This is a genomic window from Sandaracinus amylolyticus, assembly GCF_021631985.1.
Classification (GTDB): Bacteria; Myxococcota_A; Polyangia; order Polyangiales; family Sandaracinaceae; genus Sandaracinus; species Sandaracinus amylolyticus_A.
Window position 1 is genome coordinate 7,809,660 of the sequence record NZ_CP070225.1, and the last position, 16,769, is coordinate 7,826,428.

At 72.2% G+C, this 16,769-nt stretch carries 11 protein-coding genes; 4 read left to right on the plus strand and 7 right to left on the minus strand.

Translation table 11 applies throughout. The features are described from left to right. Nucleotides 1-161: 161 nt before the first annotated feature. The gene (locus I5071_RS33005) at nucleotides 162-1,739 is read right to left on the minus strand and encodes an APC family permease (protein ID WP_236517255.1); all 1,578 of its coding nucleotides are present in this window, start codon (nucleotides 1,737-1,739) and stop codon (nucleotides 162-164) included. A gap of 455 nt (nucleotides 1,740-2,194) precedes the next feature. Between I5071_RS33005 and I5071_RS33010 the strand changes: the two genes are divergently transcribed. From I5071_RS33010 to I5071_RS33025, 4 genes are all read left to right on the plus strand, one after another. Then, nucleotides 2,195-2,809, plus strand: coding sequence for an NAD(P)H-dependent oxidoreductase (locus I5071_RS33010; protein WP_236517256.1), 615 nt, complete (start codon nucleotides 2,195-2,197; stop codon nucleotides 2,807-2,809). After that, nucleotides 2,806-4,674 carry a monovalent cation:proton antiporter-2 (CPA2) family protein gene (locus I5071_RS33015; RefSeq protein WP_236517257.1) on the plus strand — a complete coding sequence of 623 codons (1,869 nt, stop codon included), beginning with the start codon at nucleotides 2,806-2,808 and terminating at the stop codon, nucleotides 4,672-4,674. The genes I5071_RS33010 and I5071_RS33015 overlap by 4 nt, the downstream gene beginning before the upstream one ends. 191 nt (nucleotides 4,675-4,865) lie before the next feature. Further along, nucleotides 4,866-5,264, plus strand: a complete 399-nt coding sequence (locus tag I5071_RS33020) for a hypothetical protein (protein WP_236517258.1) — start codon at nucleotides 4,866-4,868, stop codon at nucleotides 5,262-5,264. 1 nt (nucleotide 5,265) lies between these two features. Next, nucleotides 5,266-6,678: a sigma 54-interacting transcriptional regulator gene (locus I5071_RS33025; RefSeq protein ID WP_236517259.1), complete on the plus strand. Its 1,413-nt coding sequence runs from the start codon at nucleotides 5,266-5,268 to the stop codon at nucleotides 6,676-6,678. A 4-nt stretch (nucleotides 6,679-6,682) separates the two neighbouring features. On the opposite strand, the gene cglD is transcribed toward I5071_RS33025, so the two are convergent. The 6 genes from cglD to I5071_RS33055 all read right to left on the minus strand — a co-directional run bounded on the left by cglD (nucleotide 6,683) and on the right by I5071_RS33055 (nucleotide 16,752). Next, complete coding sequence (gene cglD, locus I5071_RS33030) at nucleotides 6,683-8,953, minus strand: adventurous gliding motility lipoprotein CglD (protein ID WP_236517260.1); 2,271 nt, start codon at nucleotides 8,951-8,953, stop codon at nucleotides 6,683-6,685. 64 nt (nucleotides 8,954-9,017) lie between these two features. Next, the gene (locus I5071_RS33035; RefSeq protein WP_236517261.1) at nucleotides 9,018-10,466 is read right to left on the minus strand and encodes a proprotein convertase P-domain-containing protein; all 1,449 of its coding nucleotides are present in this window, start codon (nucleotides 10,464-10,466) and stop codon (nucleotides 9,018-9,020) included. Beyond that, nucleotides 10,463-13,021, minus strand: a complete 2,559-nt coding sequence (locus tag I5071_RS33040; RefSeq protein ID WP_236517262.1) for a VWA domain-containing protein — start codon at nucleotides 13,019-13,021, stop codon at nucleotides 10,463-10,465. Before I5071_RS33040 ends, I5071_RS33035 begins: the two co-directional genes overlap by 4 nt. Then, a complete protein-coding gene (locus I5071_RS33045; protein WP_236517263.1) occupies nucleotides 13,018-14,823 on the minus strand; it encodes a vWA domain-containing protein in 1,806 nt (601 codons plus the stop codon). Before I5071_RS33045 ends, I5071_RS33040 begins: the two co-directional genes overlap by 4 nt. Then, nucleotides 14,820-15,707 (minus strand): DUF58 domain-containing protein, encoded by an 888-nt coding sequence (locus I5071_RS33050; protein WP_236517264.1) that lies wholly within the window; start codon nucleotides 15,705-15,707, stop codon nucleotides 14,820-14,822. Before I5071_RS33050 ends, I5071_RS33045 begins: the two co-directional genes overlap by 4 nt. Before the next feature lies 1 nt (nucleotide 15,708). Next, on the minus strand, nucleotides 15,709-16,752 hold the full coding sequence (locus I5071_RS33055) for an AAA family ATPase (RefSeq protein ID WP_236517265.1): 1,044 nt from the start codon (nucleotides 16,750-16,752) through the stop codon (nucleotides 15,709-15,711). Nucleotides 16,753-16,769: the final 17 nt, after the last annotated feature.

Below are 16,769 nucleotides of genomic sequence, written 5' to 3' on the forward strand. Positions count from 1 at the left end.
GCGCCGACGGTGATTGCCGGCGACTGTGCCGCTCCGCGCGAGGACGGACACGCGGCTGCGGCCAGCACCGCGAGCAAGGCGACGACAAGACGAGAGCGCGCTGGGAACGGCGAGCGCATGGCGCGCGAGCATGCCGGCCCGCGCGCGCGACGTCGAGCGTTTCAGGCCGCGTCCTTCGCGCCCTCCGCGCCCGCCGCCAAGCGCTTCTGCAGGTGCGAGTTCTTGCGGCCGTAGGTGAAGTAGATCGCGAAGCCGATCGCGAGCCACACGATCAGGCGCAGCCACGTGTCGTAGGGCAGGCCGACCATCACGAAGATGCACGCGCCGGCGCCGAGCACGCCGATGACCCACGGCGCCGGGACCTTGAACGGGCGCGGCGTGTTCGGGTTGGTGCGGCGCAGGATCGGAACGCCCAGGCACACCAGCACGAACGCGAGCAGCGTCCCGATCGAGACGAGCTCGCCGACGACGTACATCGGCATGAAGCCGCCGCAGATCGCGACCGCGACACCGGTGAGCGCCGTCGCGACGTGCGGCGTCTTGTACGTCGGGTGCGTCTTGTGGAACCAGGGCAGCAGGCCGTCGCCCGCCATCGCGTAGAACACGCGCGTCTGCCCGAGCATCATCACCAGGATCACGCTGGTGAGGCCCGCGAGCGCGCCCAGCTTGATCGCGCCGGTGAACCACGCGCGCGGCCCTTCCGCCCAGCCGCGCAGCCGCACGATCGCGTCGATTCCGACCGCGATCGGATCGGGCACGCCGAGCTCGCTGTAGTGCACGACGCCGGTCAGCGTGATCGCGATCAGGATGTAGAGGATCGTGCAGATCACGAGCGACGAGAGGATGCCGATCGGCAGATCGCGCTTCGGGTTCTTCGCCTCCTGCGCGGTGGTGCTGACCGCGTCGAAGCCGATGTACGCGAAGAAGACGACGCCCGCCGCGGTGAGCACGCCGCCGAGGCCCCAGCCGAACTGCGAGACGCCGTGCTCGTTGACCGTCGCCGGCGGCACGAGCGCCGCGAGGCCGCTCGCGTCGGGGTTCACGAAGAGGTTCTCGCTCGAGACGACGCCGATGCCGAGCGCGACGAAGATCACGAGGATCGCGACCTTGAGGAGCACGATGAGCGTGTTGACCCACGCGCTCTCCTTGATGCCGCGATAGAGGATCGCCGCGCAGATCAGCGCGATGATGCTCGCCGGCATGTTCCACACGCCGTGGATCGTGCGCGCCGCATCGCCGGTTCCGATCGTCACGGTCTCGAAGGGCCCGCGGAAGAACATCGCGACGCCGTCGGCGAGCTCGATCCCCAGCGTGTTGTTGATGACCGAGTAGATGTAGCCCGACCACGAGTTCGACACGGCGATCGCGCCGAAGAGGTACTCGAGGATCAGATCCCACCCGATGATCCACGCGATGAGCTCGCCCATCGTCGTGTACGAGTACGCGTACGCCGAGCCCGCGACCGGGATCATCGACGCGAGCTCCGCGTAGCAGAGCCCCGCGAACGCGCAGAGGATGCCGCCGAGCACGAAGCTGAACGCGACGCCCGGGCCCGCGTGGTGCGCCGCCGCGCCGCCGGTGAGCGAGAAGATGCCGGCGCCGATGATCGCGCCGATGCCGAGCGCGGTGAGCTGCGACGCGGTCAGTGTTCTCTTGAGGCCGCCGTGGCCCTCCGCGAGGTTCGGGTCGTGCGCCTCGCGCACCACGGTGTCGAGATCCTTCTTCGCGAAGAGCTTCATCGGAATCGCGCCTTCCCCCGGAGCTGGACGAGGCGCGCATCCTAGTGAAATCGAGTCGCGCTTGCACCCTGCGACCTCACCCCAGCGGGAGTGCTCGCACGCGCCGGGCCCGCACGGGAGCGTGCGGAGCGCGCGGACGGGAGGGCCCGGAGCGCGCGAGCCGATTTGGGACCCCAGCGGGAGTGCTCGCACGCGCCGGGCCCGCACGGGAGCGTCGGAGCGCGCGGACGGGAGGCCCGGAGCGCGCGAGCCGATTTGGGACCCCAGCGGGAGTGCTCGCACGCGCCGGGCCCGCACGGGAGCGTGCGGAGCGCGCGGACGGGAGGGCCCGGAGCGCGCGAGCCGATTTTGGACGCTCGCTCTCACGTCGCGACCGAGGTTTCGAGGACGTGAGGAGCCGATTTCCGCCGAACGGCGCAGGCACACCGACGAACTCGCCCTAGACTCCGGGCCCCATGGCCCCGCGTCGTGTCCTCGTGGTCTTCGCGCATCCGGCGCTCGAGCGCTCGCGCGTGAACCGACGCCTCTTCGATGCTGCACGTCAGGTCGAGGGCATCACCACCCACGATCTCTACGAGACCTATCCGAGCTTCGCGATCGACGTGCACCGCGAGCAGGCGTTGCTGCTCGAGCACGACGTGATCGTGCTGCAGCACCCGTTCTACTGGTACAGCGCGCCGGCGATCGTGAAGGAGTGGCTCGACGTCGTGCTCGAGCACGGCTGGGCCTACGGCGTCGGCGGCGATGCACTGCGCGGCAAGCTCTTGATGAACGCGACCACCACCGGCGGCGCCGAGGCGGCGTACCACCCCGAGGGGCGCAATCGCTTCACGATGCGGCACCTCCTCTCGCCCTTCGATCAGAGCGCGCACCTCTGCGGGATGCGCTATCTCGCGCCCTTCGTGGTGCACGGCGCGCTCCGGCTCTCGAAGGACGACGAGGTCGCGCCGTGGTCGCGGCGCTACGCGCAGATGCTCGCGATGCTGCGCGACGATCGGCTCGATCTCGGGCGCGCCGCACACGCGGAGACGATGAACGTCCTGATCGACGAGACGGAGGCGGCGCGATGAGCGGGGATCTCTTCACGCAGGCGTTCGTCTATCTCACCGCGGCGCTGATCGCGGTGCCGATCGCGAACCGGCTCGGGCTCGGCTCGGTGCTCGGTTATCTCTTCGCGGGCGTGGTGATCGGGCCCTTCGCGCTCGGGCTCGTCGGGCGCGAGGGACAGGACGTCATGCACTTCGCCGAGTTCGGCGTGGTGATGATGCTCTTCCTGATCGGCCTCGAGCTGCGGCCTTCGCTGCTCTGGGAGATGCGCCGCACGATCCTCGGGCTCGGTGGCCTGCAGGTCGTGGTGACGGCGATCGTGGTCGCGGGGATCGCGTGGGCGCTCGGGCTCGCACCGGGCCCGGCGATCACCACCGGGATGATCCTCTCGCTGAGCTCGACCGCGATCGTGCTGCAGAGCCTCAGCGAGAAGAACCTGCTGCGCACCGCGGGAGGTCAGGCGAGCTTCTCGGTCCTGCTCTTCCAGGACATCGCGGTCATCCCGATGATCGCGGTGATCCCGCTGCTCGCGTCGCGAGCGCCCGAGGTCGCGGCCGATGCCGCGCACGGCGCGGGTCACGCCGATCGTCCCGCATGGCTGCAGGCGCTGCTCGTGCTCGCGGCGATCGGCGGGATCATCGTCGCGGGGCGCTTCCTCGTGCGGCCGATGTTCCGCTATCTCGCGTCGACGCGTCAGCGCGAGGTGTTCACCGCGGCCGCGCTCTTCCTCGTCATCGCGATCACGCTCCTGATGCAGCGCGTGGGGCTCTCGGCGGCACTCGGGACGTTCCTCGCGGGGCTCGTGCTCGCGGAGAGCGAGTACCGCCACGAGCTCGAGGGCGACCTCGAGCCGTTCAAGGGGCTCCTGCTCGGGCTCTTCTTCATCTCGGTCGGCGCGAGCATCGACTTCGCGCTCCTGATGGAGCAGCCGCTGCTCATCGCGGCGCTGGTGCTCGGGCTCGTCGTGGTGAAGCTCGGCGTGCTCTACGTCGTGGCGCGCGTGTTCGGCCTGGTGCGCCCGGCGCGATGGCTCTTCGCGTTCGCGCTCGCGCAGGGCGGTGAGTTCGCGTTCGTGCTCGCGTCGTTCGCGCTGCAGAACGGCGTGCTCACGCGCGAGCAGGCGGGCCCGATCGTCGCGGTGGTCGCGCTCTCGATGCTCGCGACGCCGCTGCTGCTGATCGTCGTCGAGCGCTTCGTGCTGCCCCGCGTGACCGACGCCACGCCCGAGCGCGCCGACGACGAGATCCCGCACCACGACAACCCGGTGGTGATCGCGGGCTTCGGTCGCTTCGGGCAGATCGTCGGACGTCTGCTGCGCGCGACCGGCTACGAGACGACCGTGCTCGATCACGACGCCGAGACGGTCGAGGGCGTCCAGCGCGCCGGGCTGAAGGTCTACTACGGCGACGCGTCGCGCATCGAGCTGCTGCACGCCGCGGGATGCGCGCGCGCGAAGGTCTTCGTGCTCGCGATCGACGACCGCGAGCGCTCGCTGCAGATCGCGCGGGCGGTGCGCCAGCACTTCCCGAACCTGCAGGTGATCGCGCGCGCCTGGGACCGCCTGCACTACTACGAGCTGCGCAAGCTCGGCATCACCCACGTGTTCCGCGAGACGTTCGGCAGCGCGATGGAGGCCGGCACCGCGACGCTGCGCGCGCTGGGGCTGCGGGCCCACCAGGCGCACCGCGCGTCGCAGGCGTATCGCGCGCAGGATGCACGCGCGCTCGAGGAGCTCGCCGAGCTGTGGGACGGCGACGAGGACGTGTATTTCGCGGCAGTGCGACGCGCGAACGAAGAGGCGGAGCGCCTCCTCAAGGCGAGCGCGAAGCAGCGCGAGATCGTGTCCGACGGCGCGTTCGACAACGAGGTGCTGCGACCCGACGCGTGAGCTCCAGCTGGAGTGCTCGCCTGCGCCGGGCCCGCACGGGAGCGTGCGGAGCACGCGGACGGGAGGACCTGGAGCGGGGCGAGCCGATTTGGACACTCTTCGAGCACGTTCGGGGCGGTCGGGTGTCGAAAACTCCGGCGGCGCACAGTTTTCGGGGTCTCCCGCCCCCATCGCGTGGTACCCTGCCGTCCGTGCTGGAGCGGCTCCACCAGGGCTGGGAGTGGATGCGCACCCATCGGCGACGGTGGGCGCCCGCGCTCGCGATCGTCGCGGCGCTGGTCGTGGGGCGCGAGGTCCTGGGCAGCACGCCCCGCGAGGTCGACGTCGAGCTGCCGATCGGCGCGGAGCACGCCGACATCCGGCGCGTGGACGTGACGTACCTGGAGTCCGACGCGCTCGTCCATCACGTGTCGCTGCGGTATCCGAGCGGCGCGCCGGAGTCGGTGCGGCACACGGTCGAGCTCGCGCCGGGCCGCTACGTCGTGGCGGTCGATCTGGTGCACGAAGACGGCGCGACGGAGTCGCGCGAGGGCAGGCTCGATGCACCCGCGGAGGGGCGGGTGCGCGTGAGCCTGCGGGAGGGTTCCTAGCGTGAGCACCGTGTCCCCGGGCACGCTGGCCTCGGCCGGCGCGCGTTACCTCGATCTGCCGCGATGCTCGCTCGTCATCCTGAGCGGCGGGCAGCGCGGGGAAGAGCGCGTGGTCGAAGGCGACGTCTTCCGCATCGGCAAGAGCGAGGGCAACGACCTCGTGCTCGCCGACGAGACGGTCTCGCGCGTCCACTGCGAGATCGCGCGCGAGCGCAAGGGCTACCTGCTGCGCGATCTCGGATCGACCAACGGCACGCTGCTCGACGGCGCCGAGATCAAGGAAGCGTGGCTCAAGCCGGGCGCCGTGATCACGGTCGGCAAGGTCGAGCTCAAGGTGCGTCCGTTCCAGGAGCGCATCGAGCTCTTGCCGAGCGAGAAGGATCGCTTCGGCGAGGTCTACGGCACGTCGATCGGGATGCGGCAGATCTTCGGTCTGCTCGAGCGGCTCGGGCCGACCGACGCGACGGTGCTGATCGGCGGCGAGACCGGCACCGGCAAGGACGTGCTCGCGCGATCGATCCACCAGAGCTCGCCGCGCAAGGCGAAGCCGTTCGTGGTGGTCGACTGCGGCGCGGTGGTCTCGACGCTGATCGAGAGCGAGCTCTTCGGGCACGAGAAGGGCGCGTTCACCGGCGCGAGCGCGTCGCGTCAGGGCGCGTTCGAGCTCGCGCACGGAGGCACGCTCTTCCTCGACGAGATCGGCGAGCTGCCGCTCGATCTGCAGCCGAAGCTGCTGCGCGCGCTCGAGCAGCGCGCGTTCCGGCGCGTCGGCGGCAACAAGGAGATCCGGGTCGACATCCGGGTGATCGCCGCGAGCAAGCGCAACCTGCGGATGGAGGTCGAGCGCGGGAAGTTCCGCGAGGATCTCTTCTTCCGACTCGCGGTCGTGCCGGTCGAATTGCCTTCGCTGCGCGATCGGCGCGAGGACATCCCGGTGCTCGTCGAGCGTCTGCTCGGGCAGATGGGCGAGGCCGGCACCGGTGCGCCGCGCGCGGTGAGCAAGGAAGCGATGGACGCGCTGCGCGCCCACGACTGGCCGGGCAACGTGCGCGAGCTGCGCAACGTGCTCGAGCGCGCGGCGTACCTCGCGCGGGCGACCGGCGATCGCGAGATCCGTCTGACGGGCGTGCCGCTCTCGATCTCGGGGTCGAGCCCGCCGAGCGCGGTGAGCGTGGGCGGTGGCAGCGCGCTCGAGCCGGCGCGCTTCGATCCGAGCAAGAGCTATCGCGACACGCGCTCGGACTGGGAAGCGAAGTTCGAGCGCGCGTACGTGGGTTGGTTGCTCGATCGCCACTCGTTCAACATCTCGGCGGCGGCGCGCGCGGCGGACATGGATCGCAAGTACCTGTATCGCCTCGCGAAGAAGCACGGCCTGCATCCGACGCAGGCGGGCGAGGGCGACGAGGAGAGCTGATCGTTCAGCGCGCCCAGCGCTGGAACGAGATCGCGGCGGTCTCGCTCTCGGTCGCGGGGCGGCACGCGCCGTGGAACGCGAGCGTGCGGCGCTGCGGATCGTAGCGATAGCCGTCGACCGTGCTGCGCGGCATGTCGTCGGCGTCGCACGCGAGCGGATCGCGCACCGCGCTCAGCGCGACACGGAGCGAGGCCGCGGCGAGCGGCACGTCGACGCGATGGCCGGTGCGCGCGATCGTGTCCCGGGTGATGGCGTCCATCGCGCGCAGCACCGCGGGCGCGCCGACGATCGAGCCGAGCACGCCGCCGGTCGCGGTGACGACCGCCGCGTGGCGCTGCTGCGACACGCCGTCGATCGGCTGGGGGTTGAACTCGCGACTGCCGTTCGTGAGATCGCAGACACCGGCGGTGCACCCGCACGCCGCGCCCGAGGGACAGACGACGCCGTGCACCGTGATCGGCGCGCCCGTCGGGTTGTTCGGCGCCGCGCCGAAGAAGCTCACGAAGTCGGCGACGGGCACGCACGCGGTGCCCGCGCGCTCGGGGGTGCCGCCGGGCCCGCAGTTCGTGCTCGTGGTGGCATCGCCGGTCGTCTGGTCGTCGGCATCGCCGACGAGGACGATCACGAGCCGCGCGGCCGCGCGGATGCGCATCGGGGACTCGTCCTCGCCGGGTGCGGTGCCGGGCGCGATGGCGTTCACCGCGGCGCGCGCCGAGCCCAGGATCGCCTCGGCGCCCGCGCCCGCGATGCTGACCCAGCACCCGCCGTGGGTGCCCTGCGAGCCGTCGCCCGGGCAGCTCGCGGGCTCGGGCGTGGTCGGCACCTGAGAGCACGTGCCCGCGACACAGACGCTGTTCTCGGAGAGCCATGCGCCGACGAGGTTCGCGTTGCGCGTGAACTGGCGCAGCCGCAGCGAGTTCCCCGCCGCCGCGGCGATGTAGCTCGACGTCACGAGGCCCATGCGCCAGTCGAGCTGCGCGTTCTCGAGCGCGCGCGCCATCGCACGCGCTGCTTCGCCGAGCGCGGTCTGCGAGGAACGCATCGAGCCGCTGTCGTCGACGACGAAGAGCACGTCGAGCTGCGGCGTGGAGAGCGGCGAGAGGAGACGGCACGTCGGCGCGAGCGCGTCGCCCGCGGTGCCGAGCGCCGCGCCCGCGACGAAGTCGTGCGCCACGAACGCCGCGGCGCTCTCGGCCGCGGCGCCGGTGACGCTCGCGCGCTGGGCGACCGAGACCAGCACGACGGCCTCGGTGGCGCTGCGGAGCACGTAGAGCGCGCGGAGCTGCATCGCGCCGGTCGCGCCGGTCGCGGCGTCGAGGCGCCCGGTGCTGCCCGGCGCGAGCACATCGACGAGCGCGTTCGCGTGGTCGTCGGCGTCGAGCGTGCTCGCCTGGGTGTACGAGACGACGAGCGCGGGCGCGCCGTCCCACGTGGTCGTGGAGATCGCCTCGCGCTCGCTCAGCGCGCCGGCGGTCGCGAGCGCGGGGCGCAGCGCCTCCTCGAGGCCGAGCGGCCCGACGACGCCGTCACCGGGCATCACGCGGAGCGCGACGAACGCGACCGAGGTCGGGGCGTCGCGGCCGAGCACGCCGATCGGCGCGCCCGACGACACGACCTCGACCGTCGTCGATCCCTGCGGCAGCACGAGCGCGAGATCCGCCGGCGCGACGTTGGTGATCGCGACCTCGCGACGGCCGCTCGCGGTGCACGCCGCGCCGATCGAAGCGGGCGGCGAGGTGGGGTCGTTCGGATCGGTCTCGCCTTCGTCGAGCGCTCCGTCGCGGCCCGCGTCCTCGACGCCGTCCTCGATGCCGTCGCCGTCGGTGTCGGCGCGCGTCGGATCGGTGGTGGTCGACGCGTCGAGGTCGGGCACGAAACGATCGGCGCACGCCGTGGCGTCGAAGGGCGTCGCGAGCCCGCGCTCGATGCCGTCCGAGAGCCCGTCGCCGTCGCTGTCGAACACGCTCGGATCGGTCTCGCCCTCGTCGAGCTCGCCGTCGCCGTCGAGGTCTTCGCCGAGCCATCCCTCGCGGGTCGGACCGTCGATCAGTCCGTCGCAGTCGGAGTCGATCGGCGGAACGTACGCGTCGGACCCGCCGTCGGAGCCCGCGTCGATCGGTGCCTCGCCGCCCGCGTCCGATCCCGCGTCGGGCGCGGCAGCATCGACGACGTGCGCGGCATCCGGGAGATCGTGGCCCGCGTCGCCCGGAGGGGCCTCTCCGTCACACGCCGAGAGGAACACGAGCGTGGCGACGAACAGTGTTACGCGAGTCATCCAGCGCGGACGTTATCAGACCCGCGATCGCGGAGGAGACTCAACGGCGACACATCCGTGAGCCTCATCCCATCGGCGCGACGATCACGCGGCCGCCACCGCCACCGCCGTTGCTGCGCGATCCCGGCGTCGGCGACTGCTGCCAGGGCTGGGGCGGAGGCGGAGGCTGAGGAGGCAGCGGACGCCGGCCCCAGGGATCGAGCACCGGTGCTTGCTGGGGCGGCATCGTGGTCGTGCGCGGCCGCGATCGCCGCACCTGCGGGCGCGTCGGGGGCGGAGGCGACTGGGTGCCGAAGCCGATCGTGGGATCGCCGCGGCCGCCCGATCCACCGGTGCCGGTGAGGCCGAGGCCATCGCTCTGCGTCGCGATCGGCGCGCCCGACTCGACGCACGCGAGGCGCAGCGTGAACGAGCGGAACGTGCCGGTGTCGGCGCCCGCATCGTCGTGCACCGCCATCGTCCACTGACCGCGCGCGCTCTGTCCTGCGAGGCGCTGCAGCGCGCCGCGTCGCGCGTTCCAGTCGTAGCTCGTGACCAGGTTCGCGCGGCCCGCGCCACCGTGGTCGTGCAGCGTGACCTCGGTGCCGCTCGGCGCGCGGAGCACGACGCGCAGATCGCCGATGAACGAGTGACGGATGTCGACGTCCACGGTTGCGCGCGCAACCGTGCACTCCGCGTTCACGTCGACCGCCTGGCGCGCGACCTGGTAGTCGCGGATCGGCTGCGCGCTCGACGCGGTCGCGACGAGCTCGGCGCCCTGCATCGTCGCGCCGATGGACGCGACGCCGCCGAGGCTCGCGATCTGCGGCGCCGGCCCGCCGGGCAGCGTCGCGTGCATCACCACCGCACCGCCGATCAGACGCCCGCTCACCTCGGTGCTCGGGCGGCCCGGCATGTCGAGCACGAAGCGGCGCTCGGTGCCGATCTCGCTCGCGCTCACGTGGATGACGAACATCGCGGGCGTGGTGCCGAGCACCTGGCCCTCGGGCGTGCGCACCGACGCGCCCGGCGGATCGCTGGTGACCGTCACGCTCACCGCCTGACGATCGCTGCCCGGCGCCGGCGGCGCGCTCGCGGGATCGCTGCCCGCGGGCGCGATCACCAGCTCGTACTGCAGATCCTCGGCCTGGTGCAGCGACGCGACGTGCACCGCGTAGTCGCCCGCTCGATCGACGGTGACGTGCGGCGCGTGGCCCGCGCCGCCGTCGCTGTCGCAGCGCACCTCGCCGCCGCCGGAGATCGCGAGCGCGAGCGGGCCGCGGCTCGAGCGCGCGGTGATCGTGACCGCGGTCGCGTCGTCGAGGTGCACGACGTGCTCGGGCGCTGCGGGATCGAGATACCCAGGGCACCCGGGGCTGAGCTCGATCGCGGGGGCGACGGCGCGCGTGCTGCCCGAGAGCGTGGCGCTCGGCGCCGCGCTCGAGATCGTGACCTCGGCGAAGCGGGGCTCACCGGGACCGCCGCACGCGACCAGCAGCGCGGCGATACAGAGGAGAGATCGCAGGCGCGTCACGCGGCCTCCTTGTCGTTCTTCTGGCGGGGCGCGGGCGAGTCGGTCAGCGAGGGACGACCACGCGCGGGCACCGGGATGCGCGAGGGACGCTCCACCGAGAGCCCGCTCGCGAGGCGGCGATCGGGCAGGCGCAGGAGGAGGAGCGAGAGCACGTAGAGAACGAGCGCGAGCGCGAGGATCGCGGTGCGCAGCGGGCGCATGACCTCGGCCTCGCCGGGCGCCTCGAGCACCGCGAGCGGCGCGTCGACCACGCGTCCTCCGCCGATCGTCGCGAGACGATCGAGCGCGGCGCGATCGGGCCCGAACGCGCGCAGCGACTCGGGGTACGGTGCTTCGTCACCGGCCGCCGCAGTGGGCTCGGGATCGATCGGGAGGCGCGCATCGACGAGGAACTGCTCGCCGATCGCGAGGGGCACTTCGCTCTGCCACACGCCGGGACCGCGCGGCTCGAGCTCGAGCGCTGCGCCCGGACCACGCGCCCGGAACATCCGCACGATCGGCGCCGGCTCGAGCACGGGGAACGGGGACACGACGGTGACATGCCGCACGTCGGCGCGGAGCGGATCGCGCTCGACGATGACGCGCGGCGGCTCGACGGTGCGGGTGCGCAACATGCCGCGCGCGAGCGACGACCAGAACGTGCGGAACCCCGGCCACGCGCGGAAGTGATCGGCCCAGCTGCCGCTCGTCGCGCTGGTGAAGGTCGCGACCTGACCGAGCCCGCGGTGCCAGTGCGCGAGCAGCGGCATGCCCTCGGTCGCGGTGAGCGCGACCGTGGCGCCGGTCTTCGGCGCGGAGAGCGCGTGACCGTTGAGCGCGGGCGCGCTCTCGAACGACACGCCGTCGAGCATCGCGAGGTGCGTCTGCTCGCGCACCCGGAACGAGCTCTGTCGATGCGCGGGCGGCTGGCGGTACATCGCCTCGCTCACCACGAGCGAGGTGAGGCCCGCGGCGCTCGTCGTGTGGTAGCGACCGCGCCCGATGCGCGCGATCTCGGAGAGCAGCTGCGAGTAGGGGCCGATCGTGATCGTCGAGATCGACACCCCGCGACCCGCGAGCGCGATCGCGGCCGCGATCGCCGACTGCGGCTCGCTCTCGCCGTCGCTCACCAGGATCACGTGATGGATGTACCGCGGATCGTTCGACATGATCCGGTTCGCAGCCTGGACCGCGGCGGCGATGTTGGTGCCGCCCTCGGCGTTCAGGCCCTGGATGAAGCCGACCACGGTGTCGGCCTGCGACATCGGCACGGGCGCCTGCACGCGATCGGCGGCGCCCGAGAACGCGACCGCACCGACCATCGCATCGGCGCGCAGCGCGCGCACCGCGGCGACCCCGGCGCGGCGCGCCGACTCCATCGCGTGGCCGCTCATGCTCGAGCTGCGGTCGATCACGATCACGAGCTCGAGCGGGCGCGGCTCGGGCAGCGCGGGCGGCGGCTCGATGGGCTCGATCTCGCGGAGCACGCGCGGGGTGCGACGCACCGCGTTCGAGCCGGTGACGGTGATGAGCCCACCGCCCTGCTCTTCCACCCAGCGCCGCAGCGTGCGCTGCTGCTCCTCGGTGAAGTCGCCGAGCTCCATCTCGTCGGCGATCACGAGCGAGTAGCGGTCGTAGTCGGCGAGGCGCGTGAACGCGGCCTGCGGGCCGACCACGTCGACGTCCATGCCCGACTCGCGCAGCACCCGCGCCAGCGCGGGCTCGGGACGATCGAGGTCGTGATGGATGCGGACGCGCGGCTTGGGCAGCACCTCGACCAGCGAGCGCCAGCGATCGTTGAGCGCGATTCCGTCGCCCGCGTGCAGCACGAGCTCGAGCTCGTGCATGCCCGGCTGATCGGGGAATTCGACCGCGATGCGGCGCTCCGAGGTGCCTTCGGGCACGTCGAGCTCGGTGGTCGCGACGCTGCGTCCGTCGAGCAGCGCTTCGAAGCGCACGTGGCGCGACATCGACGCGACGATGGTCGCGCCCACGTCGAGCGTCTCGGCGGCGCGCACCAGGCGCGGGGTCTCGACCGACGCGATCGCGACTCCGTCGATCGGCGGCGAGATGCCCATCGGGAGCACCGAGACCTCGACCCCGGCGCGGCGCGCCGCGTCGATCGCGGCGGGGAGATCGCCCGCGGGATCACGTCCGTCGGTCGCGAGGAGCACGCGACGCACCCGATCGCGCGGCATCGTCGCGACCGCGGCCGACAGGCGCGTGGCGACGTCCTCGCGCGCGCCTTGTTGTGCGGCGCCGACGATGCGCGCGCTCACCTCGGGATGCGCGGCGTGCATGCGGCCGAGCTCGCTCTCGAGCGCGGCGCGCTCTTCGGGCGCGATCGCGGGCGAGCCGTCGATCACGGTCGCGAGCGCGAGGTCGTCGGTGGGCCACGCGATGCGCACGTCGGCGACCGAGAGCACGACCAGCGCGACCACCAGCGCGCGGAGGATCGCCGCGGCCCAGCGACGTCCGCGCGAGAGCGCGAACTTGCTGCGCAGCGTGAGCACGAGCAGCAGCGGGACCGCGAGGAGACCCCACAGCGCGATCGGCCAGCCGACGGTGATGCTCACTCGAGCCTCCCGCGATGCAAGAGCGCCCACTCGAGCAGCAGGAGCGCGACGAGCGCGCCCGCGATCATCAGCGCGAGCGGAGGCCAGGTGCTGCGCGCGGCGAAGCGTCCACCGGTCGCGCCCGCGGCGAGCGGCGATGCGTGATCGACCGACGAGAACGCGACCGCGCGATCGCCGACGTGCCAGATCCCGGCGCGCGCGACCTCGGGCACCACGCCACTCGTGATCGTCTCGCCATCGGGATCGCGCACCGCGTGTCCGCTGTCCGCGACGAGCGGTCCGCCGACCCGACGCGCGAGCGGCGTGGGCTCGGCGCGATCGGCGACCCAGCGCAGCGACGAGTGCACGAGCAGCGGGAACGCCTCGCCGCGCACGAGATCGGTGTCCTCGGTGCCGAAGCCGAACGCGACGAGCCGACCGCGCGGGAGCTGTCGCGCGATCCCGAGCGCGTGGCCGCCGCTGCGCAGCAGCACCTGATCGCTGGGCTCGGCGATCAGCGCGGTGGCGCGGGTCACGCGGGTCGCGTCGAGGCGCAGCCCGTCGAGCGCAGGATGGGTCGCGAGGGTCGCGGTGATGCGCGGGCGCGAGATCGAATTGCCGACGCGCAGCGCGCCGCGCGCGGGAGGCGCGAAGATCAGCTGCGCGCCGTGGGCGACGCCCGACGGGAGCGTGACCCCATCGAGCACCAGCGCGTGGTAGCGCGCGAGATCGGCGGTGCTGGTCCCCGTGATCGCGGCGGGGGCCATCACGTCGACGTCGAGGCCGGGATGCGCGGCGAGCGCGGCCTCGAGGTAACGATCTCCGTCGCTCACCAGGAGCACGCGGGTGGCCTCGAGCGCATCGACCACCGCGTAGGCGCGATCGTCGCCCTCGAAGCCGTCCTCGCCGCTCGCGAGCTCGATGTCGTGCAGCTCCGCGACCAGCTCGGCGCGCGCGCTCGAGAACCCGCCCGCCTCGAGCACCTCGGAGGTGTGCGGCGCGATCTCGACGCGCTCGTCGAGGATCGTCACGTCGCCATCGCGGATCACCACGCGCGCTCGCGCGCGACCCGCGGTGAACGCGCTCACCTCGCATCGCACCGCGTATTCGCCGACTGCCTCGGGCACCCGGCGCGCGGAGAACGACGTGATCGCGACGGTGTGCGCAGCGGTGCCGACCGGCAGCACGACGATGGGCGCGCGGGTCGCGACCTCCACGCCTTCGTCGGCGACCACGAGGATCTGCCCGACGCCTGCCTCGAGCGCGCCGTGCTCGGCGAGGATCGTGTCGGCGAGCGCGATCGCCGCGGGGAGATCGCTCGGCCCGTCGTCGAGCGCGAGCCCGGTCAGCGCGCGCTGCAGATCGGCGGCGTCGTCGGTGATCGGCAAGAGCACGCTGGGCCGCATGCCGGCGCGCACCACCGCGACCTCGCCGGTGATCGTCGTGCGTTCGACCCAGCGCCGGAGCTCGAGGAGCGCGCGATCGAGGCGGCGCTCTCCGTCGACGCCGACCGCGTCCATCGTGCGCCCCGCGTCGAGCACCACGACGGTCGTACCGCGCACACCCGAGCCGAAGCGCGGATCGCCGATCAGCGCGATCATCGCCAGCGCGGCGAGCAGCGAGATCAACATCGCGATCAGCGGGATGCGCCAGCTCGCGAGGAGCTTCGGCTTCGCGCTCTGCATCGCGCGCATCCAGAACTCGACGTTCGAGACGACCTGGGGGCGCGGCGTGCGGCGCAGCAGATACACCGCGACGATCGCGACCGCGGCCGCACCGGCCATCGCGAGCACCGCCCAGAGGGGGAACGCCGCGAAGCTCACCGGCGCGCTCCCGCCGAATCGCCGCCCGCGAACGCGCGGCGCAGCGCCATCTCGAGCGGCATCTCGATCGGCACGTCGACGAAGCGCCCGCCCGCGCGGCGCGCCGAGTCACGACACGACCCGACGTGCTTCTCGATCTCCTTGCGATACGCGTCGAGCAGATCGCGCGAGACGCGCAGCCGCACGGTGCGCTGATCTTCGACGTCGAAGAGCTCGAGCTCGCCCTGGAAGTCGGGCGCGAGATCCTCGGGGCAGCGCACGTGCACCACGCGCAGCTCGTGACCGAGCGCGCCGATGGTGCGGAACCCCGCGTCCCATCCCTCCGGCTTCATCAGGTCGGTGATCACGACGACGAGGCCGCGCTGCGGGAAGCGCTCGGCGAGCGAGCGCACCGCCTGGGCGAACGACGTGGGCCCACCCGCGCCGCACTCGGTGAGGAACCGATCGACCTCGGGCAGATCGGCGGCGGTGCGCAGCGGGCGCGTCTCGCGCTCGAGGTCGTCACCGAAGGGCATGACCAGCGCGCGATCGAACTGCCTCATCCCGACGTACGCGAACGACGCCGCGAGACGCTTGGCCATCTCGAGCTTCGCGACCGGCGCACCGCGCGACATCGAGCCCGAGAGATCGAGCATCACGTAGACGCGCGCGTCGCGCTCTTCCTCGAACTGCCGGATCGTGAGCTGCCCGTGGCGCGCGAACGCCTTCCAGTCGATGTGCCGCACGTCGTCGCCGGGCACGTACTGGCGGTGATCGGCGAACTCGACGCCGCTCGCGAGCACGGGCGACTTGTGCCCGCCCTGCCGCGTCGCGGTGGATCCCGGGCGGACCGCGAGCTGGAGGCGATCGAGCAGACGTCGCGCAGCGTGATCGAGGAGCTTCAATTCACTTCTTCTTCGCGGGCGCCTTCGCGCCGCCGTCGTCCTTGGTGCGATCGAGCTCGATCAGCGTCTGGTGGATCAGCGAGTCGGTGGTCGCCTCGTCGGCGATCGCATCGAAGTTGAGGAGGATGCGGTGGCGCAGGCACGGGTATGCCGCGCGCTTCACGTCGTCGATCGCGACGTTGAGACGACCGTCGAGCAGCGCGAAGAACTTCGCGACCGCGAGCACGCTCTGCGCGGCGCGCGGCGACGCGCCCGCCTTCACGTAGCGTCGATTGCACGCGGGCGCGCTCTTGTGATCGGGGTGCGTGGCGAAGACGAGCCGCACCGCGTAGCGCGCGACGTGATCGGCGACCGGCATCGTGCGGATCGTCTTGCCCGCGGCGATGATCGCCTCGGCGTCGGCCACGCGCTGCACCGACGCTTCGGCGCCGCCCGCGGTGCGCGCGACGATGTTCATCACCTCGTCCTCGGTGGGGAAGCGGACCATCACCTTCATCAGGAAGCGGTCGAGCTGCGCCTCGGGGAGCGGATACGTGCCCTCGTTGTCGATCGGGTTCTGGGTGGCCACGACGAAGAACGGCGAGGGCAGCGCGTGGGTGCTCGAGCCGAGCGAGACCTGGCGCTCCTGCATCGCCTCGAGCAGCGCGCTCTGCGTCTTCGGCGAGGCGCGGTTGATCTCGTCGGCGAGCACGATGTTCGAGAAGAGCGGTCCCGGCTGGAGCGCCATCACGGGGCGACCATCGGGACCGGTCTGCACCATGTACGTGCCGAGCACGTCCGCGGGCATCAGGTCCGGCGTGAACTGCACGCGATGGAACTTGAGGTGCACGACGTCGGCGAGCGTGCGCGCGAGGAGCGTCTTGCCGACGCCGGGCACGCCTTCCATCAGCACGTGTCCGCCGAGAAGGAGACCGGCGGTCACGCACTCGACCGCCTCTTCCTGTCCGACCACGCGCTCCGCGACCTGTCGCGTGATGCGCTGACAGAGCGCGCGAACGTGCTCGAACGGGTTGAGGACGTGGATCTGCTTGGTCGCCTCGGACATCGATTTCCTCCGCAGGT